The 26600-nt window shown below is 65.5% G+C and carries 23 protein-coding genes and 1 pseudogene; 3 read left to right on the top strand and 21 right to left on the bottom strand.

Features of this window, described 5'->3' with window-relative positions; all coding sequences use genetic code 11:
• Positions 1–92 precede the first annotated feature (92 nt).
• Positions 93–2258: a catalase/peroxidase HPI gene (gene katG, locus DCG74_RS04195; RefSeq protein ID WP_172788573.1), complete on the top strand. Its 2166-nt coding sequence runs from the start codon at positions 93–95 to the stop codon at positions 2256–2258.
• Positions 2259–2473: 215 nt separating this feature from the next.
• On the opposite strand, the gene pnp is transcribed toward katG, so the two are convergent.
• The 8 genes and pseudogenes from pnp to rimP form a co-directional block, all read right to left on the bottom strand.
• A complete protein-coding gene (pnp, locus tag DCG74_RS04190; protein WP_172788572.1) occupies positions 2474–4633 on the bottom strand; it encodes a polyribonucleotide nucleotidyltransferase in 2160 nt (719 codons plus the stop codon).
• A gap of 378 nt (positions 4634–5011) precedes the next feature.
• The gene (gene rpsO / locus DCG74_RS04185; RefSeq protein ID WP_008540131.1) at positions 5012–5281 is read right to left on the bottom strand and encodes a 30S ribosomal protein S15; all 270 of its coding nucleotides are present in this window, start codon (positions 5279–5281) and stop codon (positions 5012–5014) included.
• A gap of 2 nt (positions 5282–5283) precedes the next feature.
• The gene (gene truB / locus DCG74_RS04180; RefSeq protein ID WP_172788571.1) at positions 5284–6393 is read right to left on the bottom strand and encodes a tRNA pseudouridine(55) synthase TruB; all 1110 of its coding nucleotides are present in this window, start codon (positions 6391–6393) and stop codon (positions 5284–5286) included.
• Positions 6390–6821, bottom strand: coding sequence for a 30S ribosome-binding factor RbfA (gene rbfA, locus DCG74_RS04175; protein ID WP_036008998.1), 432 nt, complete (start codon positions 6819–6821; stop codon positions 6390–6392). Before rbfA ends, truB begins: the two co-directional genes overlap by 4 nt.
• 156 nt (positions 6822–6977) lie before the next feature.
• Positions 6978–9147 (bottom strand): annotated as a pseudogene (infB, locus tag DCG74_RS04170) (translation initiation factor IF-2).
• A gap of 70 nt (positions 9148–9217) precedes the next feature.
• The gene (locus DCG74_RS04165) at positions 9218–9901 is read right to left on the bottom strand and encodes an RNA-binding protein (RefSeq protein WP_172789357.1); all 684 of its coding nucleotides are present in this window, start codon (positions 9899–9901) and stop codon (positions 9218–9220) included.
• Positions 9902–9924: 23 nt separating this feature from the next.
• Complete coding sequence (nusA, locus tag DCG74_RS04160; protein WP_172789358.1) at positions 9925–11535, bottom strand: transcription termination factor NusA; 1611 nt, start codon at positions 11533–11535, stop codon at positions 9925–9927.
• A gap of 2 nt (positions 11536–11537) precedes the next feature.
• Entirely contained in the window at positions 11538–12293 is a 756-nt protein-coding gene (rimP, locus tag DCG74_RS04155) for a ribosome maturation factor RimP (RefSeq protein WP_172789359.1), read from the bottom strand.
• Positions 12294–12652: 359 nt separating this feature from the next.
• On the opposite strand from rimP, the gene DCG74_RS04150 reads away from it, so the two are divergent.
• The gene (locus tag DCG74_RS04150) at positions 12653–13735 is read left to right on the top strand and encodes a DUF2336 domain-containing protein (RefSeq protein ID WP_172789360.1); all 1083 of its coding nucleotides are present in this window, start codon (positions 12653–12655) and stop codon (positions 13733–13735) included.
• 126 nt (positions 13736–13861) lie between these two features.
• On the opposite strand, the gene trmB is transcribed toward DCG74_RS04150, so the two are convergent.
• The 13 genes from trmB to DCG74_RS04085 form a co-directional block, all read right to left on the bottom strand.
• On the bottom strand, positions 13862–14575 hold the full coding sequence (gene trmB / locus DCG74_RS04145) for a tRNA (guanosine(46)-N7)-methyltransferase TrmB (protein WP_172789361.1): 714 nt from the start codon (positions 14573–14575) through the stop codon (positions 13862–13864).
• Positions 14572–15729 (bottom strand): M20 family metallopeptidase, encoded by a 1158-nt coding sequence (locus DCG74_RS04140; RefSeq protein WP_172789362.1) that lies wholly within the window; start codon positions 15727–15729, stop codon positions 14572–14574. Before DCG74_RS04140 ends, trmB begins: the two co-directional genes overlap by 4 nt.
• An 86-nt stretch (positions 15730–15815) precedes the next feature.
• Positions 15816–16229, bottom strand: coding sequence for a helix-turn-helix domain-containing protein (locus tag DCG74_RS04135; protein ID WP_018319423.1), 414 nt, complete (start codon positions 16227–16229; stop codon positions 15816–15818).
• Between the two features lie 218 nt (positions 16230–16447).
• On the bottom strand, positions 16448–18061 hold the full coding sequence (gene lnt, locus DCG74_RS04130) for an apolipoprotein N-acyltransferase (RefSeq protein WP_172789363.1): 1614 nt from the start codon (positions 18059–18061) through the stop codon (positions 16448–16450).
• Positions 18058–19176, bottom strand: coding sequence for a hemolysin family protein (locus DCG74_RS04125; RefSeq protein ID WP_246709078.1), 1119 nt, complete (start codon positions 19174–19176; stop codon positions 18058–18060). The genes lnt and DCG74_RS04125 overlap by 4 nt, the downstream gene beginning before the upstream one ends.
• A 1-nt stretch (position 19177) precedes the next feature.
• Positions 19178–19687 (bottom strand): rRNA maturation RNase YbeY, encoded by a 510-nt coding sequence (gene ybeY / locus DCG74_RS04120; protein WP_172789365.1) that lies wholly within the window; start codon positions 19685–19687, stop codon positions 19178–19180.
• A gap of 59 nt (positions 19688–19746) precedes the next feature.
• Positions 19747–20742, bottom strand: a complete 996-nt coding sequence (locus DCG74_RS04115) for a PhoH family protein (RefSeq protein WP_172789366.1) — start codon at positions 20740–20742, stop codon at positions 19747–19749.
• 64 nt (positions 20743–20806) lie between these two features.
• Positions 20807–22201: a tRNA (N6-isopentenyl adenosine(37)-C2)-methylthiotransferase MiaB gene (miaB, locus tag DCG74_RS04110; RefSeq protein ID WP_172789367.1), complete on the bottom strand. Its 1395-nt coding sequence runs from the start codon at positions 22199–22201 to the stop codon at positions 20807–20809.
• Positions 22202–22393: 192 nt separating this feature from the next.
• Positions 22394–23074 (bottom strand): HAD family hydrolase, encoded by a 681-nt coding sequence (locus DCG74_RS04105; protein ID WP_172789390.1) that lies wholly within the window; start codon positions 23072–23074, stop codon positions 22394–22396.
• Between the two features lie 52 nt (positions 23075–23126).
• Positions 23127–23582, bottom strand: coding sequence for a Fur family transcriptional regulator (locus DCG74_RS04100; RefSeq protein WP_172789368.1), 456 nt, complete (start codon positions 23580–23582; stop codon positions 23127–23129).
• Between the two features lie 38 nt (positions 23583–23620).
• Complete coding sequence (gene rimI / locus DCG74_RS04095) at positions 23621–24106, bottom strand: ribosomal protein S18-alanine N-acetyltransferase (RefSeq protein WP_172789369.1); 486 nt, start codon at positions 24104–24106, stop codon at positions 23621–23623.
• Positions 24103–24798 carry a tRNA (adenosine(37)-N6)-threonylcarbamoyltransferase complex dimerization subunit type 1 TsaB gene (gene tsaB / locus DCG74_RS04090; RefSeq protein WP_172789370.1) on the bottom strand — a complete coding sequence of 232 codons (696 nt, stop codon included), beginning with the start codon at positions 24796–24798 and terminating at the stop codon, positions 24103–24105. The genes rimI and tsaB overlap by 4 nt, the downstream gene beginning before the upstream one ends.
• A gap of 160 nt (positions 24799–24958) precedes the next feature.
• Positions 24959–25600: a carbonic anhydrase gene (locus DCG74_RS04085; protein ID WP_172789371.1), complete on the bottom strand. Its 642-nt coding sequence runs from the start codon at positions 25598–25600 to the stop codon at positions 24959–24961.
• 105 nt (positions 25601–25705) lie between these two features.
• On the opposite strand from DCG74_RS04085, the gene DCG74_RS04080 reads away from it, so the two are divergent.
• The gene (locus tag DCG74_RS04080; RefSeq protein WP_172789372.1) at positions 25706–26587 is read left to right on the top strand and encodes a CoA ester lyase; all 882 of its coding nucleotides are present in this window, start codon (positions 25706–25708) and stop codon (positions 26585–26587) included.
• The last annotated feature ends 13 nt before the right edge of the window (positions 26588–26600 follow it).

The raw sequence follows: 26600 nt of genomic DNA, 5'->3' as shown, positions 1-26600 counted from the left end.
CACTAAAGTCAACTTCCCCTGATAGGACGCGGCGCTTAGAGTGGTTCTACCTGGTCAAGGGCGCGAGTTCGACGCCGCCAGAGGAGGTATTCATGGACGACACTTCGAAGTGCCCGTTTTCGGGCGGAAAACCCACGCGCGTGAACCGCGACTGGTGGCCGACGCAGCTCAACATCGAGGTGCTGCACAAGAATTCCGATCTGTCCGACCCGATGGGCAAGGAATTCGACTACGCCAAGGAGTTCAAGTCGCTCGACTTGAACGCGGTCATCAAGGACCTCACGGCCCTGATGACGGATTCGCAGGAATGGTGGCCCGCCGACTTCGGTCATTACGGCGGCCTGATGATCCGCATGGCCTGGCACAGCGCGGGCACCTACCGCATCACCGACGGCCGCGGCGGCGCCGGCGCCGGTCAGCAGCGTTTCGCCCCGCTCAACAGCTGGCCCGACAACGCCAACCTCGACAAGGCCCGCCGTCTGCTGTGGCCGATCAAGCAGAAATACGGCCGCAAGATTTCCTGGGCCGATCTGATGGTGCTCGCCGGCAACGTCGCGCTGGAATCGATGGGCTTCAAGACCTTCGGTTTCGCCGGCGGCCGCGCCGACGTCTGGGAGCCGGAAGAGCTCTATTGGGGTCCGGAAGGCACCTGGCTCGGCGATGAGCGCTACAGCGGCGAACGCCAGCTCGCCGAGCCGCTCGGCGCCGTGCAGATGGGCCTCATCTACGTCAATCCGGAAGGCCCGAACGGCAAGCCGGATCCGGTCGCCGCGGCCAAGGACATCCGCGAGACCTTCTTCCGCATGGCGATGAACGACGAGGAGACCGTCGCGCTGATCGCCGGCGGCCACACCTTCGGCAAGACCCATGGCGCGGGCGATCCATCGCTGGTCGGCCCGGAGCCGGAAGCCGGCGCGCTGGAAGATCAGGGCCTCGGCTGGAAGAGCAAGCACGCATCGGGCCTCGCTGGCGATTCCATCACCAGCGGTCTCGAGGTGACCTGGACGACGACGCCGACGAAGTGGAGCAACAACTTCTTCGAGAACCTGTTCAAGTACGAATGGGAGCTGACGAAGAGCCCGGGCGGTGCGAACCAGTGGACGGCCAAGGGTGCCGACGCGATCATTCCTGACGCCTTCGACAAGTCGAAGAAGCACCGCCCGACGATGCTGACGACCGACCTCTCGCTACGCTTCGATCCCGCCTACGAGAAGATCTCGCGGCGCTTCCTGGAGCACCCGGATCAGTTCGCGGACGCCTTCGCCCGCGCCTGGTTCAAGCTCACCCACCGCGACATGGGTCCGATCCAGCGCTATCTCGGCCCGCTTGTGCCGAAGGAGACGCTGATCTGGCAGGATCCGATTCCGGCCTTAAACCACGAGGTGGTCGGTGAGCAGGACATCGCTTCGCTGAAGAGCAAGATCCTGGCTTCGGGTCTGTCGGTCTCCGAGCTGGTCTCGACCGCCTGGGCGTCGGCCTCGACGTTCCGCGGCTCGGATAAGCGCGGCGGCGCCAACGGCGCGCGCATCCGTCTTGCTCCGCAGAAGGACTGGGAGGTGAACGACCCGGCCCAGCTCGCCAAGGTGCTCGGCAAGCTCGAAGCGATCCAGAAGGACTTCAACGCTTCGTCAGGCGCGAAGAAGGTCTCGCTCGCGGATCTCATCGTGCTCGGCGGCACCGCCGCGGTCGAGAAGGCCGCCAAGGATGCCGGCGTCGACGTCAAGGTCGGCTTCACGCCGGGCCGCATGGATGCCTCCCAGGAGCAGACGGACGCGGCCTCGTTCGCGCCGCTGGAGCCGCGCGCCGATGGTTTCCGCAACTACATCGGCAAGCGGCATCAGTTCATGCAGCAGGAGGAAGCTCTCATCGATCGCGCGCAGCTCTTGAGGCTCACCGGCCCCGAGATGACGGTGCTGGTCGGCGGCCTGCGTGTGCTCGGTGCCAACGCGAATGGCTCGAAGCACGGCGTGTTCACCACCAAGGTGGGAACGCTGAGCAACGACTTCTTCGTCAACCTGCTCGACATGAGCGCGCAGTGGACGCCGGCTGCCGACGGCACCTACGAGGCACGCGACCGCAAGACCAATGCGGTGAAGTGGACCGGCACCCGCGCCGATCTCATCTTCGGCGCGCACTCGCAGCTCCGCGCCTTCGCCGAGGTCTATGCGACCTCGGACGCCAAGGAGAAGTTCGTCAAGGACTTCGCCAAGGCCTGGACCAAGGTGATGAACCTCGACCGCTTCGACATCGCGGCGTGAGTGTGACACCTCTCCCATAGGGAGAGGTCGGCGCGCAGCGCCGGGTGAGGGGTTCTACTCTCTCGTGGGACCAAACCCCCTCACCCGATTTGCTTCGCAAATCGACCTCTCCCCGCTGGGGAGAGGTGAAGAGCAGCGCGCTGACGGATCGAGACCACCAACAAAAAGGGCGGCCTTTCGGCCGCCCTTCGTTTTTTGCTTTGTCGCGAGAGGCCTTACTCGCCGGCCGCTTCGCGCGGGGCCTTCTCGCCTTCGGCCTTGTCCTTGCCCTCGAGGTCCTCGCCGGTGGTCTGGTCGACCACTTTCATCGACAGGCGGGTCTTGCCGCGATCGTCGAAGCCGAGCAGCTTGACCTTGACCTTGTCGCCTTCCTTGACGACGTCGGAGGTCTTCTGCACGCGGCTGGCCGCGAGCTGGCTGATGTGGACGAGGCCGTCCTTGGAGCCGAAGAAGTTCACGAAGGCGCCGAACTCCATCACCTTGACGACGGTGCCGTCGTAGATCTGGCCGACTTCCGGATCGGACGCGATCGACTTGATCCACTTGATCGCGGCCTTCATCGCCTCACCGTCAGAGGAGGCGACCTTCACGGTGCCGTCGTCCTCGATGTTGACCTTGGCGCCGGTCTTCTCGACGATCTCGCGGATCACCTTGCCGCCGGTGCCGATCACTTCGCGGATCTTGTCGGTGGCGATCTTGAAGGTCTCGATGCGCGGCGCGTATTCGCCGAGCTCGGCGCGGGCCGCGGTGAGGGCCTTGGCCATCTCGCCGAGGATATGGATGCGGCCGTCCTTGGCCTGGGCCAGCGCCACCTTCATGATCTCTTCGGTGATGCCCTCGATCTTGATGTCCATCTGGAGCGAGGTGATGCCCTGTTCCGTGCCGGCGACCTTGAAGTCCATGTCGCCGAGATGGTCCTCGTCGCCGAGGATGTCCGAGAGAACCGCAAAGCGCTTGTCTTCGAGGATCAGGCCCATCGCGATGCCCGCGGTCGGCCGCTTCAGCGGCACGCCCGCGTCCATCAGCGCCAGCGAGGCGCCGCAGACCGAAGCCATCGAGGACGAGCCGTTGGACTCGGTGATCTCCGACACCACGCGCGTGGTGTAGGGGAATTCATGGTGCGGCGGCAGCACCGGACGAATCGCGCGCCAGGCCAGCTTGCCGTGGCCGATCTCGCGGCGCTTGGTGCCACCGAGGCGGCCGGTCTCGCCGACCGAGTAGGGCGGGAAGTTGTAATGCAGCAGGAACGTTTCCTTGTACGTCCCGGACAGCGCGTCGATGTACTGCTCGTCCTCGCCGGTGCCGAGCGTGGTCACGACCATCGCCTGGGTCTCGCCGCGGGTGAACAGCGCCGAGCCGTGGGCGCGCGGCAGCACGCCGACCTCGGCGACGATGTTGCGCACCGTCTTGCTGTCGCGGCCGTCGATGCGCTTGCCGGTGTCGAGGATGTTCCAGCGAACGATCTTGGCCTCCAGCTCCTTGAACACGCCGGCGATGCGCAGCTTGTCGTATTGCGGCTCCTGCCCTTCGGGGAAGTAATGGGCCATCACCTTTTCCTTGACCTTGCCGACCGCGGCGTAGCGATCCTGCTTGACCGGAATGGCGTAGGCGGCGCGCAGCTCCTGCTCGACCAGGCCGAGCATTTCCTTCTCGAGCGCGGCATTGTCGATGACGGTGACTTCGCGCGGCTCCTTGGCAGCCTTCTCGGCGAGATCGATGATGGCGTTGATCACCGGCTGGAAGTGGCGGTGACCGAACATCACGGCGCCGAGCATGATGTCTTCGTTCAGTTCCTTGGCTTCCGATTCCACCATCAGCACGGCGTCGGCGGTGCCGGCGACGACGAGGTCGAGCTGGGTGTCGACCATCTCGTCGAGCGTCGGGTTGAGAATGAATTCGTCATTGGCGAAGCCGACGCGGGCCGCGCCAATCGGGCCCTTGAAGGGGGCGCCGGACAGCGTCAGCGCGGCGGAGGCCGCGACCATCGCCACGATGTCGGGATCGTTCTCCATATCGTGCGACAGCACGGTGACGATCACCTGGGTCTCGTTGCGCCAGCCGTCGACGAACAGCGGGCGGATCGGTCGGTCGATCAGGCGGGAGACCAGCGTCTCCTTCTCGGTCGGACGGCCCTCGCGCTTGAAATAGCCGCCGGGAATGCGGCCCGCAGCGTAGGCCTTTTCCTGGTAGTCGACGGTCAGCGGCAGGAAGTCGACGCCTTCGCGCGGCGCCTTCGCCGCGACGACGGTGGCGAGCACCACGGTCTCGCCATAGGTGGCGACGACGGCACCGTCGGCCTGGCGGGCGATCTTGCCGGTTTCGAGCTTGAGTGGGCGTCCGCCCCAGTCGATCTCGACTGAATGCTTATTGAACATAGAGGTCTTCTTTCATGGGTTCTCGAAAGAAGGGACGGCTCTCGAAAAACAAAAACCATGCGCAAGATTGCGGGACGCTGATCGGAGCGGATGATCAGCGTCCTGCGATCCTGCCATGGTTTTTGGATGTCGGATGGCGTCCATCCTTTCGGGTCATACGGGCGCCTTGCCCGTTGTGCCCAGCCGCCGGATTGCTGCTGGACTGTCAGTCGGCACGAATGCGAACACCGAACCGCGGTCCTCGCCCTTCATGCCCGGATGCTCGCCCTCAACGGCTTGCGTCCGATGTGCGCGCAACCTCGATCAAAAAGCTTGAAATAAGCGCTTTCGTTCGAAACCACGTGCGAAAACGCGCGCCGGTGGCGCGCGCAGGAACTCTTAACGACGAATATTGTGCTTCTCGAGCAGCGCCTTGTAGCGTGCCTCGTCCTTCTTCTTGAGATAGTCGAGGAGCGAGCGGCGGGTCGAGACCAGCTTCAAGAGGCCGCGACGCGAATGGTTGTCCTTCACGTGGGTCTTGAAATGGTTGGTGAGGTTGTTGATGCGTTCCGACAGGATCGCGACCTGAACCTCGGGCGAGCCGGTGTCGCCGGCCTTGGTGGCATTCGTCTTGATGACTTCCGCTTTGCGTTCTGCGGCAATCGACATCGTCAATTTCTCTCGTTGCGACCGGGGCTGGCAGTCAGGCCGGTCAGGTTGAACACACGCTTGGGGATGATTTCGCCATTGCCAACTTCGGCAAGCGCCAAAAGACGGCCTGCCACCGTGACATAGACTGTGCCGCTACAAGTGGGCGCATCCCGTCCGCGCAACAAAACGGCCTGGCCCCGATGGAGCCTTGCCGCATCAGCCCGAGTGACGGCCAGTGCCGGGATGTCGTCCAGCGCGGTCTCAACGGGCAAAAGCGCGTCGGCGAGGCTGCCCTCGCCGGACGCGGCTCTATCGCACAAAGCCTCCAACTGATCCAGCGGAATCATGTCGTTTTCGCCAAATGGGCCGACCAGGGTCCGCCGGAGCGCGCAGATATGGCCGTAAGTGCCGAGAATCCGGCCCATATCGCGGGCCAGCGCCCGCACATAGGTGCCCTTGCCGCATTCGGCCTCGAACACGGCCCGGCCGTTATCCGGTTGATCTACAAGGGTTAAATGGTGAATCTCGACCGGGCGGGGGGCCAGCTCCACGACCTCGCCGTCGCGGGCGAGGTCATAGGCGCGCTCGCCCTGGACCTTGATCGCCGAATAGCGCGGCGGGACCTGCTCGATCACCCCGGTGAAGCGGGGCAGCAGGGCGAGGATGGCCTCCCGGCTCGGGCGCTGGTCCGAGGTCGCGGTCACCCGGCCCTCGATGTCGTCGGTGTCGCGCTCCTCGCCCCAGCAGACCGTGAAGCGGTAGCGCTTGCGGCCGTCCATCACGAAGGGGACGGTCTTGGTGGCCTCACCGAGTGCGATCGGCAGCCCGCCGGAGGCGAGCGGATCGAGCGTGCCGGCGTGTCCGGCGCGCTTGGCGTTGAACAGCCGCTTGAGCACGGCGACCGCCTGCGTCGAGGTCATGCCGATCGGCTTGTCGAGCACGACCCAGCCATGGACATCACGGCGGTCGCGACGGACCTGGTTGCCCTTCTGCTGCTTGGCGCGCGGATCGTTGTTGACGCGGCGCGGCTCCTGATGCGGCTGAGAATTCTCCGCGAAATTGTTGTTCTGCACGTCGCGCTGGTCGGTGTCGTTGCCGCCGATCGTGCCGTGAGCCGGGTCCATGGTCATTGCTCTTCTTCCCGATCCGAATGCGGATCCTGTTCCAAATCCTTCTGCACCGCAGGCGTTCGCAAAAGCTTCTCGATCCGTTCCGCTTCGTCGAATCGTTCGTCGACGCGGAAGCGAATGTCAGGTGCAAATTTCAGGTTAACGCGCCGCGCGACCTCGCCGCGCAGGAACTTCTTGTTGCGTTCGAGCGCAGCGATCACGATCTCGGTGTCGCGGCCACCGAGCGGCATCACGTAGACGGTCGCGAGCTTCAGGTCGGGCGACATCCGCACCTCCGGCACGGTGATGATGTGACCTTCCAGATCAGCATCATGCACATTGCCTTGCGCCAGAATATCGGCCATCGCGTGGCGAACCTGCTCGCCGACGCGCAGCTGACGCTGCGAGCCGCCGGGCGCGGAACTCTTCTTCTGATGATGCCGTGGCATTTTTTCGAAAATCACCTCGTCATGCCCGTGCCTTCGACACGGGCATTGTCATGTGTCCTGTTGAAACGAAGAGGGGTGGATGGCCGGAAAAATCCGGCCATCGCACTCCCGCAATCTCAGTTCAAAAAGATCCGAACGCTTCGGTAAGATTTGGACTTACAGGGAGCGCTGGATCGTCTCCACGCGATAACACTCGATCACGTCACCGGCACGCATGTCGTGATAATTCTCGAAGGCCATGCCGCATTCCTGGCCGGACTGGACTTCCTTCACTTCGTCCTTGAAGCGCTTCAGCGTCGACAGCTTGCCTTCGTGCACGACGACATTGTCGCGGATCAGGCGCACATTGGCGCCGCGTTCCACGGTACCGTCGGTGACGCGGCAGCCGGCGACCTTGCCGACCTTGGAGATGTTGAAGATCTCCAGGATCTCGGCATTGCCCAGCATGGTTTCGCGCAAGGTCGGCGCGAGCAGGCCGCTCATCGCCTTCTTCACGTCGTCCACGAGGTCGTAGATGATGTTGTAGTAGCGGATCTCGATGCCGTTGCGCTTGGCGGCCGCAGCGGCCTCCTTGTTGGCACGAACCGAGAAGCCGATGATCGCGGCGTTGAAGCCTTCGGCCAGCGTCACGTCGGATTCCGAGATGCCGCCGACGCCGGCATGCAGGATGCGGGCGGCGACCTCGTCGGTGCCGAGCTTCTCCAGCGAGCCGAGGATGGCTTCCAGCGAACCCTGCACGTCGGCCTTGACGATCAGCGGGAATTCCTTGCGGCCCGCCGTCTTCAATTGCGACATCATCTGCTCGAGCGAGCCGCGCATGCCGGAGATCGAGGCTGCCGCGTTCTCGCGCTTCTGGTGCGCGCGGTAGCTGGTGACCTGGCGGGCGCGGGCTTCGTTCTCGACCACCGCGAGACGATCGCCGGCCTCGGGCGGGCCGTTGAAGCCGAGCACTTCGACCGGCACCGAGGGGCCGGCCTCCTGCACGGTCTCGCCCTGATCGGAGATCAGCGCGCGGACGCGGCCCATTTCGGCACCGGCGACGATGATGTCACCGACGCGGAGCGTGCCGCGCTGGACCAGCACGGTGGCGACCGGACCACGGCCGCGATCGAGCTTGGCCTCGATCACGGTGCCTTCGGCGGGACGCTCCGAATTGGTCTTCAGGTCGAGGATTTCGGCCTGGAGCGCGATCATCTCGAGCAGCTTGTCGAGATTGGTCTTGTTCTTGGCGGACACCTCGACGTCGACGACTTCGCCGCCGAAGGATTCCACCTGCACCTCGTGCTGGAGCAGCTCGGTGCGCACGCGCTCGGGCTTGGCATCGGGCTTGTCGATCTTGTTGATGGCAACGATGATCGGCACGCCTGCCGCCTTGGCGTGATTGATGGCTTCGACCGTCTGCGGCATCACGCCATCATCGGCCGCGACCACCAGCACGACGATGTCGGTGACCTTGGCGCCGCGGGCGCGCATCGCGGTGAACGCTGCGTGGCCGGGCGTGTCGATGAAGGTGATCTTCTTGCCGGTTTCAGGCGATGTCACCTGATAGGCGCCGATGTGCTGGGTGATGCCGCCGGCTTCGCCGGAGACCACGTTGGCGTGACGGAGCGCGTCGAGCAGCGACGTCTTGCCGTGGTCGACGTGACCCATGACGGTCACCACGGGCGAACGGGTCTCGGTGTCGGTCGAATCGTCGGTAGCGTCGAACAGACCTTCCTCGACGTCGGACGCGGCAACGCGCTTGACGGTGTGGCCGAGCTCTTCGGCGATCAGCTGCGCGGTGTCGGCATCGATCACGTCGGTGATCTTGTGCATCGCGCCCTGCTTCATCAGCATGCGGATGACATCGACCGCGCGCTCAGCCATGCGGTTGGCGAGCTCCTGGATGGTGATCGCTTCCGGAATGACCACCTCGCGGATGAGCTTTTCCTTGGGCTCATTCGAGGCGTGGCCCTTCAGGCGCTGGGTGCGGCGGCGGAACGAGGCGATCGAGCGCTCGCGCACTTCGTCGGCATTGAGCGCGGTGACGACGGTCAGGCGCCCGCGCTCCTTCTGCGGGCCGGGCTTGTGGGTGGGCTTGGGGGCTACCACGGGGACGGGACGGCGCGGCGGGGGCGGCCGGCGCGGGCTTTGCCGTCACCTCAGGCGCGTGCGGCTCGGGTCCGTCGCCAATGCGGCGCTTGCCGCGCTTCTCGACCACGACCTGCTTGCTGCGGCCATGGCTGAAGCTCTGGCGCACGGTGCCCGTTTCGACGCGCGGCTTGAGCGATAGCGTCTTGCTCGGAACGCTCAGCTTCTTGTCGCCAGGGGTCTTGGTATCAACCATTCAGCAGTCCTAATCCTGATTTATCAGTGTTGTGCGTTGCCGCACCATCCAATTGGGTCGTCGTTGTCTCTCAGAAATCCTGGCCGGGTTTTTCGGCAGTCTTGTCGTCGTCCGCCATCCGGTATCGGACCAGGATCTGGCTACGTGACAGGAATGACTTGCTCGCCGGGCCCGCGAGCAGGGCAGCATGTATCACATTTGACCGGGTCAGTGCCAAATCCAATTCTAACGATTTCAGAGCGGTAACGACGGGAATCTGCGCCTTAGCACCGCGATTCCCGGCATTCTGGCGCGCCAGCATGTCCAATTTGCGGATTCCGTCCGCGGCCCCGTCGCTGGCATGGATCAGGACCTCGACCGTCCCTTCCCGAAGGGCGCTCTCGACCTTGCCGAAGCCGGCCACGACCTGGCCCGCCTTGGCGGCGATCCCAAGGGCTTCGGTTACGCTCCGGACCAGGAGCGCCTCGATGTCGGTGGGAAGCGTCTGAGGGATGCGCAGCTCGCGCTTGAAGGCTTTGCTGAATTGGTGACGCCGCACCGCTTCCGCAACCGTCTTGCGTGAGGCGGTGAGCCACATCCCGCGTCCGGGCAGCTTGCGCTTGAGATCGGGAACTATTTGTCCGTCAGGCGATGCGACGAAGCGGATCAGCTCGTCGATCGGCCGGACCTCGCGGCTGACCGCGCACATGCGCATGGTCGCGGACCTTTCGGTCCGCGGGCCATGGTCAAGTTCGAGGTCGGAATCTGCAAGCATCCGGGCGACATTCTCCTTTGCCCTTAAGCCGGCTGATCTTCGGTCGCCTCGGCCTCCTCGGCCGGCTTGGCGAGATCGGCCTCGGTGATCCAGCCGGCCTTGACGCGGGCCTGCATGATCATCGCTTCGGCGTCGTCACGGGAGATGTCGATTCCGTCGAGCGCACCGGCGTGCTTGGTCGGCTCGCTGCCTTCCTTGCGCTCGGTCCAGCCGACCAGATCGTCGGTGGCGCAGCCGGCGAGGTCCTCGACGGTCTTGATGTCGTTCTCGCCGAACTTCACCAGCATCTTCGAGGTGACGCCGGGCACGTCCTTGAGCGCGTCCTCGACGCCAAGCTCCTTGCGCCTCGCCTCGAGCTCGGCTTCCTGCTGCTCGAGATATTCGCGGGCGCGGTTCTGCAGCTCCTGCGCGGTCTCCTCGTCGAAGCCCTCGATGCCGGCGAGCTCCTTGACGTCCACCATCGCGAGCTCCTCGACCGAGGTGAAGCCTTCGGACGCCAGCAGCTGGCCGACTACCTCGTCGACGTTGAGCGATTCCATGAAGACGCGGGTGGAGTTCTCGAAGTCGGCCTGGCGACGCTCCGATTCCTCCTGCTCGGTCAGGATGTCGATGTCCCAGCCGGTGAGCTGCGAAGCCAGGCGCACGTTCTGGCCGCGGCGGCCGATCGCCAGCGAGAGCTGGTTGTTGGTGTCGGGCACCACGACCTCGATGCGCTCGCGGTCCTCGTCGATGACGACCTTGGAGACTTCCGCCGGCGCCAGCGCGTTGACCACGAAGGTCGCGATGTCGGGCGACCAGGGAATGATGTCGATCTTCTCGCCCTGCAGCTCGTTCACCACGGCCTGCACGCGCGAGCCGCGCATGCCGACGCAGGCGCCGACCGGATCGACCGAGGAATCGCGGGAAATCACGCCGATTTTCGCGCGCGAGCCGGGATCGCGGGCCACCGCCTTGATCTCGACGATGCCGTCGTAGATCTCCGGCACTTCCTGCGCGAACAGCTTCGCCATGAACTGCGGATGGGTGCGGGAGAGGAAGATCTGCGGGCCTCTCGTCTCGCGGCGGACGTCGAAGATATAGGCGCGGACGCGGTCGCCGTTGCGGAACACTTCGCGCGGCAGCATCTCGTCGCGGCGGATGATGGCTTCGCCGCGGCCGAGATCGACGATCACGCTGCCATATTCGACGCGCTTGACGACGCCGTTGACGATGTCGCCGATGCGGTCCTTGAATTCCTGGTACTGCCGGTCGCGCTCGGCCTCGCGCACCTTCTGCACGATCACCTGCTTGGCCGATTGCGCGGCGATGCGGCCATATTCCAGCGGCGGCAGGGTGTCGGCGATGGTGTCGCCTACTTGCGCGCCCGGATTGGCGCGCTGCGCGTCCACCAGCGAGATCTGGTTGGAGTGATTCTCGACCTTGTCGACCACCAGCATGTGGCGCGACAGCCGCAGCTCGCCCTTCTTCGGGTCGATCTCGGCATGAACGTCAGTCTCGCTGCCGTAACGGGCGCGCGCCGCCTTGGCGATGGCGTCTTCCATCGCTGCGATGACGATGCCGCGGTCGATCGACTTTTCGCGCGCGACGGCGTCCGCGATCTGAAGCAATTCAAGTCGGTTGGCGCTGACTGCCATGGCTAGTCTCCTTGGTCAGGCTCGATCTCGCCGCGCCGCGCGCGTTCGGCGGCAAGGCGATGTTTCTTCGTGTTGGTCGGGGCCGGCTTCTTCTTCGGCTTGGTGTTCTTGGTGGTCTTCTCGCTGATCTTGGCGTGCGGTGCCTGCGGCGGCTCGAGACCGAGATTGCGCCGCATCTCGCGCGCCTCGGCCTTGCCGCGGCGCATGGATTCGGCGATCAGCTCGTCAGTCAGCACCAGCCGCGCATCGCCGATATCCTCCATGGTCAGGAGAACGTCGGCATCGTCGCCAGCCTTGGCATCGTCGCGATGCAGATGCACGCGGTCGCCCTCGACCGCGCCGAGCGTGCCGCGGAAGCGCTTCCGCCCGTCATGGGCGACCGCCATCTCGATCTTCACCAGATGCCCGGAATAGCGCTCGAAATCGGAGCGGCGCACCAGCGGACGGTCGATCCCCGGCGAGGAGATCTCCAGCCGATAGGCGCGGTCGATGGGATCGGCGACGTCGAGCACGGGCGACAGGGCCCGCGAGATCGCCTCGCAATCCTCAATCTGCATCGAGCCGTCGGGCCGCTCGGCCATGATCTGCACGGTGCAGCCGGCTTCCCCGGAAATGCGGATCCGGACCAGGCGGTAGCCCATGCCCTGGAGCACGGGACCTGCCACCGCGGACACCCGTGCCGCGACGCCGGGCTCGACCACGAGCCGCGGCTCGGCCAGCAATTCGGCATCCGTGGAACCAGGGTTCGGTTCGGTCATGTCCAGGGTCAGGGCGCTCGATGGTTAAGGCTTGGTTACGATTTCAAAGCCCGCTTCGGAACTTTCCCGACAACGCGTCGGGCGCATCTCCCGCCGAGCCGCGTTCAGGTAATAAAAAAGAGCGGGTCCTTTCGGGCCCACTCTCACTACGCGGATCGTATGAGAAGATGAATTGGCGCTGATATAGCGCTTTCTTAACCCCCGGACAAGGCCCATTGCAGCGAGAACGGGGGCCTTTTTGCGCCCGTCTGCAGGCCCTGCGCAACGCTTCCTTCATCAAGCAGGCCTAGATTTTCCGATTGTGGGGCGGCTTGAACCAAGGGCGCACCCGCGGCGTGCCCCGTTCGAGTTGCGTTTTCATGACCGTTGCCACGTCGCTCATTCCTGGACTGGACGATATCGTCAAGCGCGGCGATCCGCGCCGCCGCGGCGAGATCGCGCGTGCCATCTCTCAATTGTTCTTCCGGGACGCGGACAAGCTCCGCCCCGAGCTGATCGATCTCTTCGACAATCTCCTGATCGATCTCGTCCCCCATGCCGAGCTCGCCTCCCGCGCTGATCTGGCCGAGCGCTTCTCGCGCCTGAACAATGCGCCGCCGCACCTCGTCAATCAGCTCGCGCGCGAGAACGAGATCATGGTGGCCGGCCCCGTGCTGCGCCGCTCGCCCGTGCTCGACGAGGCGGCTCTGGTCGAGATCGCGCGCTTGAAGGGCCAGGGCCATCTGCTGGCGATGACGGAGCGTCCCGCTTTGTCACCCGCCGTCACCGACGTGCTGGTCGAGCGCGGCGATCGCGACGTGGTGCGGCGTGCCGCCGCCAATGCCGGTGCGGTGTTCTCGCCAGGCAGCTATTCCGAGATGATCAAGCGCGCGGCGCAGGACGGCGTGCTGACGCTCAAGATCGGTCAGCGCAACGACCTTTCCGGCGAGAATCTGAAGCTGCTGCTGGACGGGACGCTCGACGTCATCCGCCGTCGTCTCTCCACCGTGGTCAATCCCGTGCGCCAGGTCGAGATCAAGCGCGCGATGGCCGCGATCGAGGAGGCCGCGCTGCCGCCGGGCCCGCGCCGCGATTTCTCCGCGGCACAACGCACGGTGCTGACCTTGAATCGCGAGGGCCATCTCGGCGAGAGCGCGCTGCTCGGTTTCGCCAAGGCGCACAAATACGAGGAATCGGTCGCCGCGCTGTCGGCGATGTCGGGCGTTCGCCTCCAGGTCCTCGACCGCCTGATCGCGGGCGACCGCTACGATCCGCTGCTGATCCTGGGCCGCGTGCTGAACCTCGGCTGGCCCACGGTGCGCGCGCTCATCCTGCTCTGGTACGGCTCGAACCGCACGCCGGCCGATGCCGACATCGAGACCGCGCGCGTGAACTTCACGCGCCTGATGCCGACGACCGCCGAGCGCGTCGTGAATTTCTGGCGCAACCGGCAGACGATTTAGTTCCGCGCGTCGTCATTGCGAGCGTAGCGAAGCAATCCAGAAATCTCTCCGAGCAGGCACTCGGGATTGCTTCGTTCGCCAGCGCAAATTGCTTTGCAATTTATCGCGGGCTCCTCGCAATGACGGCTAATCGACCCGCCTGAACCGCAAATACGCCGCCTTGCGCCCTTCGCGCGCGGCCTTTCGACCGTAGCGCGTCATGGTGTAGCCCGGCCATGGCTGCCGGAAATCGTCGGCGCGTTCGGCGAGCCAGACGAAGTCTGGCGAACGCGCAAGATGCGACAGCGTCCAGGCGCAGTAATCGTCGATGTCGCAGACGAAACGGAATTCACCATTCGGCCTGAGCACGCGCGCCATTGCCGCGATGGTGCGGTCCTGGACGAAGCGCCGCTTCCAGTGTCGCCGCTTCGGCCAGGGATCGGGATGGATCAAATCGATCCGCGACAGCGACTTCCGGGGCAGCCAGGCGAGCAGCTCGGCGGCATCGCCCGCGAACAGGCGGATATTGCCGATGTTGGCCGCCTCGATCTGCGCGAGGATCTTGGCCATGCCGTTGACATAGGGCTCGCAGCCGATGAAGCCGGTGGCGGGAAAGTTTTGCGCCTCGGCCGCGAGATGCTCGCCGCCGCCGAAGCCGATCTCGAGCCTGATGTCGTCGGCTGCGGGATCGAAGATGTCGCGGGCGTCCGCCGGCGCCTCACCCTCGATATCGAGCGCAAGATGCGGCAGCAGCTGCTCGATCAACCCGGCCTGGTGTTGCCTGAGCTTGTGGCCCTTGCGGCGCCCGAAGAAGGCGCGCTCGCTGTCGTCGCGATCGGGGGTTGACTTGCGTTCGCTCATCGCAGCGTCTGATAAAGGCGATGGAGCAGCCGCGCGCGTGGTGCCAGTGAGGAGACATAGAGCTGCTCGTAATGGGTGTGCGCGCCCTTGCCGTCGACGCCGAGCCCGTCGAGAGTCGCGGTGTGCGGGGCGGTGAAATTGCCGTCCGAGCCGCCGCCGGTATGGGTGTCGATCAGCTCGAAGCCGATCTCGCCGGCGAGCGTTCGGGCATGCTCGTACAGCGATGCGCCTGCATTGCTCTTCTCGTAAGGCGGCCGGTTGAGCTCGCCGGTGACCATGACGGTGACGCCGTCGGTCTTCGATCGCAGCCCGAGGATCTTGCCGACGAACTCGTCTGCGTCCTTGAGGCTCACCACGCGCAGATCGACTTCCGCATAGGCATCCTCGGGCGTGACGTTGGGACGCGTGCCGCCGCGCACCACACCGACATTGACGGTGACGCCGCGCGCCAGATCGTTCATCCCTTCCAGCGCCAGGATGACGTTGCCGAGTTCGCGGACGGCGCTGCGGCCGTCTTCGGGTCGCGAGCCGGCATGCGCGGGCACGCCCTTGATGAAAACCCGGAAGCGACCGACGCCCTTGCGTCCGGTCACGATCTTGCCGCCGTCGCGCGCCGGCTCGGTCACCAGCACATATTTGGCCTTGCGCCCTTCCTTTTCGATCAGCGCGCGCGACGTCGGGCTGCCGATCTCCTCGTCGGAGGTGAACAGATGCGTGATGCCGAGCGGCGAGCGATCGCCCGTCGCGCAAAGCGCGCGGAAGGCGTGATGGGCGATGTAGGCGCCGCCCTTCATGTCGTAGATGCCCGGGCCGAACGCGACGTCGCCTTCGACCTTGAACGGCAGGCGCTCGATGAAGCCCATGGGATGGACGGTATCGAGGTGGCTCAGCACCAGGATGCCCGGCTGCTCCTGCCCCCAATTCGTGCGCGCCATGAGATGGTCTCCGCAGCCGTCCGTGCCGGCGATGCGCTCGAGCGTGACGGGCAGGTCGCAGTATTGCTCCGCGACCACGGAGACCAGCTTGTTGACCTGTTCAGGTGCTTCCGTCGGTGTCTCGATCTCCACCCAGCGGCGGATGCCATCGAGAATAGTTTGTGAATCGAACCAATTGGAGTCGGTCATGGGCGCATCTGTGCCTTTGAATCGCATCATCGCAGCGGACGCGCATCAAAGCGCGGTCGTAAATGACGACATAGGCCAGATTTGATGCAGTCTCAAATCGCCGTGGAGATGGCGATTCAGCGCTTGTCGGGGCCTTCGCGGGCCGCGATCTGCTCGACCAGATCGACGATCGAGCGGCGCATCTTCGAATCCGTGATTCGCGTGAACGCCTTGGTCAAGGCGAGCCCTTCGGAGGTCGCGAGAAAGTCCGAGACGTAAGAGGGCGAGGCGCCCTCGCTGAAGCCATCCGGACCCGGCACGCCGCTCGGGCCGCCCTCGAACAGGAAGGACACCGGCACCTGCAGAATCTCCGCGATCTGCTGGATGCGGCTCGCGCCGACCCGGTTGGTGCCCTTCTCGTATTTCTGAATCTGCTGGAAAGTCAGGCCCAAAGCTTCACCGAGCTTTTCCTGGCTCATGCCCAACATGATGCGGCGCATGCGCACGCGACTGCCGACATATTTGTCAACAGGGTTGGGCGCTTTCGACATTTCCTCAGCCCTCCAAACACCACCTTCGGCGCAATGATCAAGCATGCCTCGGGTGCAACATCGCAAAATCAAACCCTGTTATTGGGAAACATTGCGGAGAAATTTAGCAACGCACCACTGTCTTTTGCAGCCGGTGCAGAATGGGGAGCCCGTGTGCAGTCTGTCAACCGTGGGACTACGGTTGTCAAAGGATTCCGGCCGCTGCGGCGGCGGCGCGATCAGGGCTGGCGTTTGCCTATTCGTCGGCGGACCGCCAACAGCACGGCCACCGCGACGAGCATCGCTGCGGGCACATCACCCACCCGTGCATAAACGGTCGGTGGGATCGCCGTCGGCAGATTTGCATCCAGAATGCCCTCGATGCCGAGACCGAGGCTCGCCACCGTGCGGCCGACCGGATCGATCACTGCGGAGATGCCGGTATTGGCCGAGCGGACCAGCGGCAATCCGAGCTCGATCGCGCGCATCCGCGACTGCTCCAGGTGCTGGTAGGGACCGGTCGAGATGCCGAACCAGCCGTCATTGGTGAGGTTCACGATCCAGCCCGGACGTTCGTTGCGTGCGGCCACTTCGTCGGGAAAGATCGCCTCGTAACAGATCAGCGGCAGCGCCGGCGGCGCGCCGGCAACGGGGAGCGCATGCCGCACGGTCCCTGGAATGAAGCCGCCGCGCACACGCGTCAGTTGCTCGAAACCGAGCTTCTCCATCAACGACTGGTAGGGAAGAAATTCTCCGAATGGGACCAGGTGCAGCTTGTCGTACACGGCGAGCACGCTGCCGTCGTGATCGATCACGTAGATCGAGTTGTAGGCGCGCGTGATCGGCGTGCCCCGCGGCAGGTCAGGCGCACGGACCGATCCCGTGATCAGCACCGTGCCCTTCGGCAAGAGATCGGCGATTTGCGCCATCGCGTCGGCTTCGCGGGTCAGGAAGAACGGAAAGGCGGATTCCGGCCAGATCAGGATGGTGGCATCGCGCACGCCGGTCGATTGCGGCCCGGAGGCGCGGTCCGACAGCGCGAGGTACTTCTTCATTACCTCCGGCTTGGCGGCGTAGTTGAATTTCGCGTCCTGCTGCAGGTTGGGCTGCATCAGGCGCAGCTTGGCGCCCGCCACCATCGTGGTCGGATGCAGCGCCAGGCGGATCGCGCCGAAGATGCTCATGACAACCAGGAGCGCGAGGCCCGCGGCCGGCACCCGCCATTGCAGGCGCCGATCGGGCGTGCGGTCGATCAGCGTCGCCGGGCTCGCGAAGATCGCGACCGTCAGGAACGTCATGCCCCACAGGCCGATCAGCGAGGCCGTCTGCGCCAGCGGCAATGGCTCGGAGAGGGCATAGCCGAACGCGTTCCAGGGAAAGCCGGTCAGCGCATGACCGCGCAGCCATTCGCTGATGGTGAGGCTCGCCGCGAGCGCCAGCACGCGCGTGGCGTTCTTGCTCCAGAGCAGCCGCGCCAGCGCAAAGCCGATCGCCGTGAAGATCGCAAGATAGGCCGGCAGGCCCAGCACCGCGAACGGCGTCAGCCAGGCGAATATGTCGGCTTCGACGAAGAAGGCATAGCCGATCCAGTAGAGGCCGGGCACGAAATAGCCGAGCCCGAACCAGTAGCCGGTCAAGGCCGCCGCGGGCACGCCGCCATAGCGGCCGGCCCCGGCGCCGTCGATCAGCCAGACCAGCACCGGGAAGGTGACGAACAGCACCGGAAAGAGGTTGAACGGCGCCAGTGCCAGCACCGACAGCGCGCCGGCCGCCATGGCGACGATGGCGCGCTGCCATCCCCAGGTGAGGATGATGGCCAGCGCAATTTGCCGAAGGCGCTGCGATGGGCTCACTGCGGGCCGGTCCCGTCGCTCGGCGGCGGCGTGGGCGTGTCGCTGGCCGGCGCTTGTCCGCTCTCCGGCGCGGCTTCACGGCGCCGGCTCTCGCGCTGGGTGCGGGGCGCCGGGCGCTCCTTCCGCGTCGCGATGCGCAGCCGCTTGACGCGGCGCGGATCGGCATCGAGCACCTCGACCTCGTAATTGCCGGGGCCCGAGATCACCTCGCCGCGCACCGGCAGGCGCCCGACGAAGCTGACGAGATAGCCGCCCAGCGTCTCCACCTCCTCGCCGGCCTCGCCGGTGACGAAGTCTTCGCCGATCACCGAGCGGACGTCGTCGAGGCTGGCGCGGGCGTCGGCGATGAAGGCGTTGTCGGGGAGGCGCACGATCGAGGGCGGCTCGTCGCTGTCGTGCTCGTCGTCGATCTCGCCGACGATCTGCTCGACGATGTCCTCGATCGAGACCAGCCCGTCGCTGCCGCCATATTCGTCGACCACCAGCGCCAGATGGATGCGCGAGGCCTGCATCTGCGCGAGCAGGTCGATCGCCCGCATCGACGGCGGCACGTAGAGCAGCTTGCGGATGATGTGCGCCTCGTGAAGCGGCAGCGCGAGATCCACCGCGCGCAAGTCGAGCCCGGCCGGCAGCGGCTTCTTGCGCTTGGTCTTGGTGGCTTCCGACACGCGGGCACGCGCGGTCATGAAAGCGAGCAGGTCGCGGATGTGAACGATGCCGACGGGATCGTCGAGCGTCTCGTCGAAGACGACGAGGCGGGAATGGCCGGCGCTCTCGAAGCGGTCCATCAATTCGCCGAGCGGGATGTCGCGCTTCACCGCGATGATGTCGGCGCGATGCACCATGACGTCGGCGATGCGGCGCTCGTGCAGGCCGAGGATGTTGCGCAGCATGGTGCGCTCGACCGCGGAGAAGCCGGTGTCGTCGGGCGTCGAGGCGTCGAGCACGACCTGGAGATCATCGCGCACCGACCCCGCCTTCCAGCCGAACAGCGTGCGGATGGCGCGCAGCAGCCAGCTATCGGCGGTCGGGCGCAGCACCTCGCCCGGCGTCACCACGGCCGGCAGATTGGCCGTGGTGCGCGGATTGTCGTGGGTAGGCTCGGAATCCGGCATCTCAGTGCGTCCCCGGGCGGTCGGCATAGGGATCGGGGATGCCGAGATGAGCGAGGATCTCCGTTTCGAGCGCTTCCATCTCCTCGGCGTCGCTCTCGTTCTCGTGGTCGTAGCCGATCAGGTGCAGGAAGCCGTGCACGGCGAGGTGGCTCAAATGATGGTCGAACGGCTTGTGTTCCTCGTCGGCCTCGCGCCGCATGGTCTCGTAGGCGATCGCGATGTCGCCGAGCATGCGCGGCGCATCGCCCGGCTTCCAGGCGCCCTCCGGCTGCAGCGCGGGAAACGATAGCACGTTGGTCGGCTTGTCGATGCCGCGCCAGTTGCTGTTGAGCGTGCGGATGCCGGCATCATCGGTCAGCATCACGGCCACTTCCGCGTCGGCAACGTCCTCGTCGACGCTCTCGGCGGCAGCCGCCACCGCGCGCTGGATCACGGCTTCGGAATCGGGCTCGCGCTGCCAGCAATCGGCGACGACGAGGACCTCGGTCATGGGAAGGTTGGAATGGGACATTGTGTTGTCTCGGACGAAAGGCGCCGAGTTCGCGCCCTCTTGGGTCCGGTGTTGCCTCGTCAGGACTGACCGGTGGCCGGCCGCTGCGGCGGCCCTTCGTAGGCGGCGACGATCCGCGCCACCAGCTCGTGGCGGATCACGTCCTCGGCCTTGAAATGAACCTGGGCGATACCCTCGACGCCGCTCAGGAGGCGGGTCGCCTCGGCCAGGCCCGAGGTCTGGCCGTTCGGCAGGTCGATCTGCGAGGGATCGCCCGTCACGATCATGCGGCTGTTCTCGCCCAAACGCGTCAGGAACATCTTCATCTGCATCGACGTGGTGTTCTGGGCCTCGTCCAGGATGATGGCGGCGTTGGTCAGCGTGCGGCCGCGCATGAAGGCGAGCGGCGCGATCTCGATCTCGCCGGTCTGCAGCGCGCGCTCGACGATCCGCGCATCCATGAGGTCGTAGAGCGCATCGTAGATCGGGCGCAGATACGGATCGACCTTCTCGCGGAGATCGCCAGGCAAAAAGCCGAGCCGCTCGCCGGCTTCCACCGCCGGACGCGACAGGATGATCTTGTCGACCTCCTTGCGCTCGAACAGCTGCGCGGCGTGCGCGACGGCGAGCCAGGTCTTGCCGGTGCCGGCGGGGCCGATGCCGAACACCAGCTCGTGGCGCTTCAGCGCGCGGATGTAGGAGTCCTGCGCAGCGGTACGCGCACGCACCGGGCGCTTGCGTAAGTTGATGCTGTCGAAGGTGGACTTGGCTGATTTGGCGTCGAACTCGAACAGCGAGCCCTGCGCGATCACGGCGCGGATCGCGCCTTCGACCTCGCCCTGGTCGAGGTCCTGTCCCTTCACGGCCTGCGCGTAGAGCATCTCCACCACGCGGCGCGCGGCGTCGCAGCCGTCGCGGGTGCCGCCGATGGTGATGTGGTTGCCCTTGGAATCGACGACGACGCCGAGCCTCCGCTCGATCTGCGCGAGATTCTGACCGTAAGGGCCGACCAGCGCGGAAGCGGCGCGGTTGTCGTCGAGGTCGATGACGACCTGGGTCTCGGGCGGAACTTGCATGTCGCGGTCAAATTTGCGGCTGGGAGCGAACGAAGACGAATCCGATGCGCTTTTGGGCAAGGGTTCAGGCTCCACTGGCTTGCGATAAAGCGGGCTCGCGCGCCTTGCGCGGCGTCACGAGCTCGCCGAGAAAACTGTAGCGCTCGAGGCTGTCGATCCTGACGGGCAGGATCTGTCCGATGATGTCGGGCGGGGCCATCACATGGGCTGGCTGCAGGTAGGCGGTGCGGCCGACGATCTGGCCGTCCTTGCGCGCCGGACGCTCGAACAGCACGTCGACCGTTGAGCCAATCGCGGCCTTGTTGAAGGCCGATTGCTGGCTGTCGATCAGTTCCTGGAGCCGCTCCAATCGCTGGTCCATCTCGGCGGGGGACACCGTCTCCTGCATGTCCGCGGCCGGCGTTCCCGGCCGGGCGGAGTATTTGAACGAATAGGCCGCAGCGTAACCGATTTGCGTGACAAGCGCGAGGGTGGCGAGAAAATCTTGCTCGCTCTCCCCGGGGAAGCCGACGATGAAATCCGATGAAAAAGCAATGTCTTGGCGTGCGGACCGGAAACGGTCGATGACCCGCCGATAATCATCGGCGGTATGTTTGCGGTTCATGGCCGCCAAAATGCGGTCCGAGCCCGACTGCACCGGCAGGTGCACGAACGGCATCAGGGCGCCGAGGTCGCGATGGGCTGCGATCAGGCTGTCATCGACGTCGCGGGGATGGCTGGTCGAATAGCGCAGCCGCGCGATGCCGGGAATCGCCGCCAGATGTGCGAGCAGCCGGCCGAGCGGCCAGGTTTTTCCGTCCGGCCCCTCGCCGTGATAGGCGTTGACGTTCTGCCCGATCAGCGTGAGCTCGCGCACGCCGTTGTCGGCGAGCCGCTTCACGTCGTCGACGATCTTCGCCACGGGCCGGGAGACTTCGGCGCCGCGCGTATAGGGCACCACGCAGAAGGTGCAGAACTTGTCGCAACCTTCCTGCACCGTGACGAAGGCGGAAATGCCGCGCGCGCGGATCGCGTCCGGCTTCGGCTGGGCCAGGAAGCCGAACTTGTCGGCGGCCGGAAACTCGGTCTCGATCGCGCGGCCTTCGCCCTCGGCGCGCTTCAACAGCTCCGGCAGATGATGATAGCTCTGCGGACCCACCACGACGTCGACGACAGGCGCGCGGCGCACGATCTCCTCGCCCTCGGCCTGCGCCACGCAGCCGGCAACCGCGATTTTCATCGCGCGGCCCGCACGCGCGGCCTCGTCCTTGGCGACGCGCAGGCGGCCGAGCTCGGAATAGACCTTCTCCGAGGCCTTCTCGCGGATATGGCAGGTGTTGAGGATGACGAGATCGGCATCCTCTGCGCTCGCCGTCTCCACGAATCCTTCCGGGGCCAGCGTGTCCACCATGCGCTGGGCATCGTAGACGTTCATCTGGCAGCCATATGATTTGATGTGCAGCTTGCGCGGCGGCGTCATGGAACCCGAAATGGAGGTGGAGGACGGCCCTCAGATATAGGTTGGAGGGCCGAAAATCCAGCGAATGCGGCCTCTTTCGGCCCGTCATTCCGGGGCGCGCGCCAGCGCGAACCCGGAATCCAGAGGTTTTACTGCGAGATTCCGGGTTCACGCGCGTCGCGCGTGCCCCGGAATGACGGTCCGGGACAACAATCAACCCGCCAGAGCGTCCGCCTCGACCCGCCGGACCAGGTCCGGCAACTGATGCATGTCGGCGAAAGTTAAGTCGGCGCCGGCTTGGCGCAGGGTCTCGGCATGGCCGCCCCCGCAATGACTGCCCCCGTAAAAGCCGAACACTTTCATACCGGCCGCCCGCGCGCCGGCGATGCCGGCCAGGCTGTCCTCGATCACGACGCAGCGCTCGGGCGGGACGCCCATTTGGCTCGCCGCGAACAGGAACAGGTCAGGTGCTGGCTTGCCGTTCTTGACCTGCGAGGCCGAGAAGATATTTGGCGCGAGACGCTCATAAAGCCCCGTGCTTCCGAGACTCACCTGCATGCGCGGATGCGAGCCGCTGGAGGCGACGCAGACGCGCTGGCTGACGACATCCAGCACATCATGGATGCCGCGGATCGCTTCCAGGTCGGCTTCGAACGAACGAAAAAGCTCGTCCTGGAGATCACCGTGATAGGCCTCGGGCAGCTTGCGGCCGAGCTCGGTTTCGATCTCGAGATTGGCCTGTTTGGTCGAGCGGCCAAGGAAGCGCGCGAACACCTGCTCCGATGTGATCGGATAGCCGTGCCGGGTCAGCACGTCAGCGTGCGCGCGACAGGAGATCACCTCGCTGTCCACGAGCACGCCGTCGCAATCGAAGATAATGAGATCGATGGGCACTAAGGCATGACCCGGAATAGTGTGAAGCGGTTTTCCGACAAGGTCATGCCAATCAAGACGTCGGCTTGTCGTCATCGAGCGGGACGCAATAGAGCTCGAGCCGGTGATCGACCAGCCGATAGCCGAGCTTGCGGGCGATCTCGGCCTGGAGCTTCTCGATCTCTTCGGAGGTGAACTCGATCACCTTGCCGTCGCGCAGATTGATGAGGTGGTCGTGATGGCTGTCGCGCATCTGCTCGTAGCGCGCGCGGCCTTCGCGGAAATCGTGGCGCTCGATGATGCCGGCGTCCTCGAACAGTTTCACGGTGCGGTAGACCGTCGAGATCGAGATCTTGTCGTCGACCGCAACGCAGCGCCGGTACAGTTCCTCGACGTCGGGATGATCGATCGCTTCGGCCAGCACGCGGGCGATGACGCGGCGCTGCTCGGTCATGCGCATGCCCGTGGCGGCGCAGCGCGCCTCGATATCGGACGCCTTGGACGCAGGAGAATGTTTCAGTGTGGTCATAGCGTTGTCTGCCTGGCGGGCGCTTTCTGCCACCGATGTTACGCCAAGTCGCGTCGCATCAGAAGGGCGTTCAATTGTTCCCCGTTGGGCTGCTTATAGTAGCGATCGCGGCGCCCGACCACCACGAATCCAGCTCGATCGTAAAGCCGCCGCGCCGGCTGGTTATTTTCCTCCACTTCCAGAAATATCGTGCGCACGCCGCGCCCGGCGAGGTGGCCGAGATGGGTCATCAGCAGCGTACGGGAGAGGCCGCGGCCGCGATAAGCCCCGTCCACCGCGACCGAGAGGATTTCCGCCTCGTCCGCGCCGATCCGCGACACCGCAAAGCCGACCGTCTTGCGGCCGAGACGCAAGCGATGCACCAGCGTGTTGCGCTCGCTCATCATGCTCTCGAACTCGCCTTCGCCCCAGCCATGCGCGAAGGCGGCGCCGTGCAGCTGCGCGAGCCGCGCGGCATCGCGCATGGTCGCGGGCTCGACGGCGGCCGTGCCGCCGCGCCACCACTCCGACAGCCATCCCATCATGAGGTCGCGGCTTGTGCTGCGCGCGGCGTCTGTGCCGCCGGCTTGGCGTCGGGCGCTTTCAGATAGAACGGCCGCGCCGGATTGGTGTCGGGATTGGCCGCCGCGCCGAGCCAGGCGATCCAGCTGATGTCGGGCGCGGGCTGCGCGTCGACCGCAACGGGTTGCGGTCCATCCTTCGGCCAACGATCGGCGAGAATCCCGGCGGCATTGCCGACCAGATGCGGCGCGCCGAATTGCGAGGCCGCGATCGCCGCGTCGATCGCGGCGACACAGGGCCGCACCAGCTGGCTGCCGTCGCCGGCGACGATCTGGAAATAGACGTGATCGTGCCGCGCATCGATCGCGGAGATCACCGGCGCCGTTCCGCTCTGGCCGACGACACCAGCGGCATAGGCCGACAGCGTCGTCAGCCCGACCGCCGGCCGTTTCGCCGCCAGCGCAAGGCCCCGCGCCGCCGAGATGCCGACGCGCAGGCCGGTGAAGCTGCCGGGCCCGACGGTGACGGCGATGCGGTCGAGCGAGGTGAAGGCGAGGCTGGCCCTCTGCATCACGCGCGCGATCATCGGCATCAGCGCCTCGGCATGGCCACGCTTCATGAGCTGCGATTCCCGGGCGAGGAGCTCGCCGGCGTCGGTATCGAGAACGGCGGCCGCGCAGGCTTCGAGCGCAGTATCGATGGCAAGGATCAGCATGAAACAGCAAACGGCGAGTGGCGAATGGAGAGCACTCTAGCGAACCAGGCGCCTGTCCGCCATTCATCACGCACGATTTGCAGGTCCCCGATATGCGCCATTTCGCAAGGAGGGCAAGCGTGCGCCTTGCGGCCAAGCCGCTCTGCCCACCGGCGAGCGGCTATGCCGCGCGCGCGTTCCTGAATTCCTTGGCCGCCTTGTCCAGCACGAACAGCGATCCCTCCGCCACGCCGAAATAGGCGCCGTGGGTCTGCATCTGGCCGCTCTCCACGGCCTTGCGCACGAACGGGAAGGTCATCAGGTTTTCCAGGCTGCGGAACACGGCGGCCTTCTCGATGCGCTCGACGAATTGCGCCATGGTCTCGTGCTCGCGCTGCTCGACCACCTCGCCCGGCTTGATGAACATCTGCATCCATTTGCCGATGAAGTCGCCGGGCGTCAGCGGCTCGATCTTGTCGACGAAGGCGCGGATGCCGCCGCATTGCGCGTGGCCGAGCACCACGATGTGCTTCACCTTCAGCACCGTCACCGCAAACTCCAGCGCTGCCGAGACGCCGTGCGCGCTTTCGTCGGGCTGATAAGTCGGCACCAGATTGGCAATGTTGCGGACGACGAAGAGCTCGCCCGGCCCCGCGTCGAAGATCACCTCGGGGGAGACCCGGGAGTCGCAGCAGCCGATCACCATGGTCTCGGGCGACTGCCCTTTGACCGAGAGTTCGCGGTAGCGGTTCTGCTCGGTCGGCAGCCGCTGGGTGGCGAAGGCCTTGTAGCCTTCCAGCAATTGCTTCGGGAATGTCGTCATGGCCCATGCCTAATCACATACCGCCAGAGCCGACAAGCCTTTCGAATGGGCAGGCCAAGTGCTATCGCCTGGGGGTCGGACGACAGACCAGGAAGGAACGCCAGCATGACCCGCCCGCGCCGCAGCCATCTGTTCATGCCCGGCTCCAACCCGCGTGCGCTGGAAAAGGCGCGCAATCTCCCCGCCGACGGCCTGATCCTCGACCTCGAGGATTCCGTCGCCCCTGAGGCCAAGGCGGCGGCGCGCGACGGCATTGCGGCGGCGATCGCCGCCAAGGGCTTTGCCAGGCGCGAGATCCTGATCCGGACCAACGGCCTCGACTCGCCCTGGTGGGCAGATGACGTCGCCATGGCCGCCAAGGCTTCGCCGGACGGCATCCTGGTTCCAAAAGTCTCGAGCGTCGAAGATCTCGAGGTCATCGGCCGCAAGCTGGCCGAGCTCGGCGCCGCGCCGACCGTCAAGGTCTGGGCCATGATCGAGACCGCGCGCGCCGTGCTGCATGCCGAGGAACTGGCCGCCGCCGGACGCGATCCATCGAGCCGCCTCTCGGGCTTCGTGTTCGGCCCGAACGACATCTCGCGCGAGACGCGGATCAGGATGCTGCCGGGCCGCGCCGCGATGATCCCGATGATCACCCATTGCATCCTGGCGACGCGCGCCCACGGCCTCGAGATCCTCGACGGCCCCTACAGCGACATCGCCAATTCCGACGGTTTCGCCACCGAATGCGCGCAAGGCCGCGACCTCGGCTTCGACGGCAAGACCCTGATCCATCCCTCCCAGATCGACGCCTGCAACGCGATCTTCACCCCGCCGGAGGAGGAAGTCGCCCGCGCGCGAAAAATCATCGCGGCGTTCGAACTGCCGGAGAACGCCTCGCGCGGCGCGATCCGTCTCGACGGCGCGATGGTGGAGCGCCTGCACGCCGACATGGCCCGGCGCACGATCGCGATTGCGGACGCGATCGCGGCGATGGCGAAGGGCTGAGGCGCGAGATTTG

This window comes from Bradyrhizobium sp. WBAH42 (assembly GCF_024585265.1).
In the GTDB taxonomy this organism is placed as follows: domain Bacteria; phylum Pseudomonadota; class Alphaproteobacteria; order Rhizobiales; family Xanthobacteraceae; genus Bradyrhizobium.
The sequence above is the reverse complement of the archived record's forward strand: the minus strand, read 5'-3'. Positions and strand labels throughout refer to the sequence as shown.

What these genes read in the sequence shown, in the direction of transcription:
- katG (WP_172788573.1), top strand. Translation starts at nt 93, where the DNA reads ATGGACGACACTTCGAAGTGCCCGTTTTCGGGCGGAAAACCCACGCGC.
- pnp (WP_172788572.1), bottom strand. Translation starts at nt 4,633, where the DNA reads ATGTTCAATAAGCATTCAGTCGAGATCGACTGGGGCGGACGCCCACTC.
- rpsO (WP_008540131.1), bottom strand. Translation starts at nt 5,281, where the DNA reads ATGTCGATTGCCGCAGAACGCAAAGCGGAAGTCATCAAGACGAATGCC.
- truB (WP_172788571.1), bottom strand. Translation starts at nt 6,393, where the DNA reads ATGACCATGGACCCGGCTCACGGCACGATCGGCGGCAACGACACCGAC.
- rbfA (WP_036008998.1), bottom strand. Translation starts at nt 6,821, where the DNA reads ATGCCACGGCATCATCAGAAGAAGAGTTCCGCGCCCGGCGGCTCGCAG.
- DCG74_RS04165 (WP_172789357.1), bottom strand. Translation starts at nt 9,901, where the DNA reads ATGCTTGCAGATTCCGACCTCGAACTTGACCATGGCCCGCGGACCGAA.
- nusA (WP_172789358.1), bottom strand. Translation starts at nt 11,535, where the DNA reads ATGGCAGTCAGCGCCAACCGACTTGAATTGCTTCAGATCGCGGACGCC.
- rimP (WP_172789359.1), bottom strand. Translation starts at nt 12,293, where the DNA reads ATGACCGAACCGAACCCTGGTTCCACGGATGCCGAATTGCTGGCCGAG.
- DCG74_RS04150 (WP_172789360.1), top strand. Translation starts at nt 12,653, where the DNA reads ATGACCGTTGCCACGTCGCTCATTCCTGGACTGGACGATATCGTCAAG.
- trmB (WP_172789361.1), bottom strand. Translation starts at nt 14,575, where the DNA reads ATGAGCGAACGCAAGTCAACCCCCGATCGCGACGACAGCGAGCGCGCC.
- DCG74_RS04140 (WP_172789362.1), bottom strand. Translation starts at nt 15,729, where the DNA reads ATGATGCGATTCAAAGGCACAGATGCGCCCATGACCGACTCCAATTGG.
- DCG74_RS04135 (WP_018319423.1), bottom strand. Translation starts at nt 16,229, where the DNA reads ATGTCGAAAGCGCCCAACCCTGTTGACAAATATGTCGGCAGTCGCGTG.
- DCG74_RS04125 (WP_246709078.1), bottom strand. Translation starts at nt 19,176, where the DNA reads ATGCCGGATTCCGAGCCTACCCACGACAATCCGCGCACCACGGCCAAT.
- ybeY (WP_172789365.1), bottom strand. Translation starts at nt 19,687, where the DNA reads ATGTCCCATTCCAACCTTCCCATGACCGAGGTCCTCGTCGTCGCCGAT.
- DCG74_RS04115 (WP_172789366.1), bottom strand. Translation starts at nt 20,742, where the DNA reads ATGCAAGTTCCGCCCGAGACCCAGGTCGTCATCGACCTCGACGACAAC.
- miaB (WP_172789367.1), bottom strand. Translation starts at nt 22,201, where the DNA reads ATGACGCCGCCGCGCAAGCTGCACATCAAATCATATGGCTGCCAGATG.
- DCG74_RS04100 (WP_172789368.1), bottom strand. Translation starts at nt 23,582, where the DNA reads ATGACCACACTGAAACATTCTCCTGCGTCCAAGGCGTCCGATATCGAG.
- rimI (WP_172789369.1), bottom strand. Translation starts at nt 24,106, where the DNA reads ATGATGGGATGGCTGTCGGAGTGGTGGCGCGGCGGCACGGCCGCCGTC.
- tsaB (WP_172789370.1), bottom strand. Translation starts at nt 24,798, where the DNA reads ATGCTGATCCTTGCCATCGATACTGCGCTCGAAGCCTGCGCGGCCGCC.
- DCG74_RS04085 (WP_172789371.1), bottom strand. Translation starts at nt 25,600, where the DNA reads ATGACGACATTCCCGAAGCAATTGCTGGAAGGCTACAAGGCCTTCGCC.
- DCG74_RS04080 (WP_172789372.1), top strand. Translation starts at nt 25,706, where the DNA reads ATGACCCGCCCGCGCCGCAGCCATCTGTTCATGCCCGGCTCCAACCCG.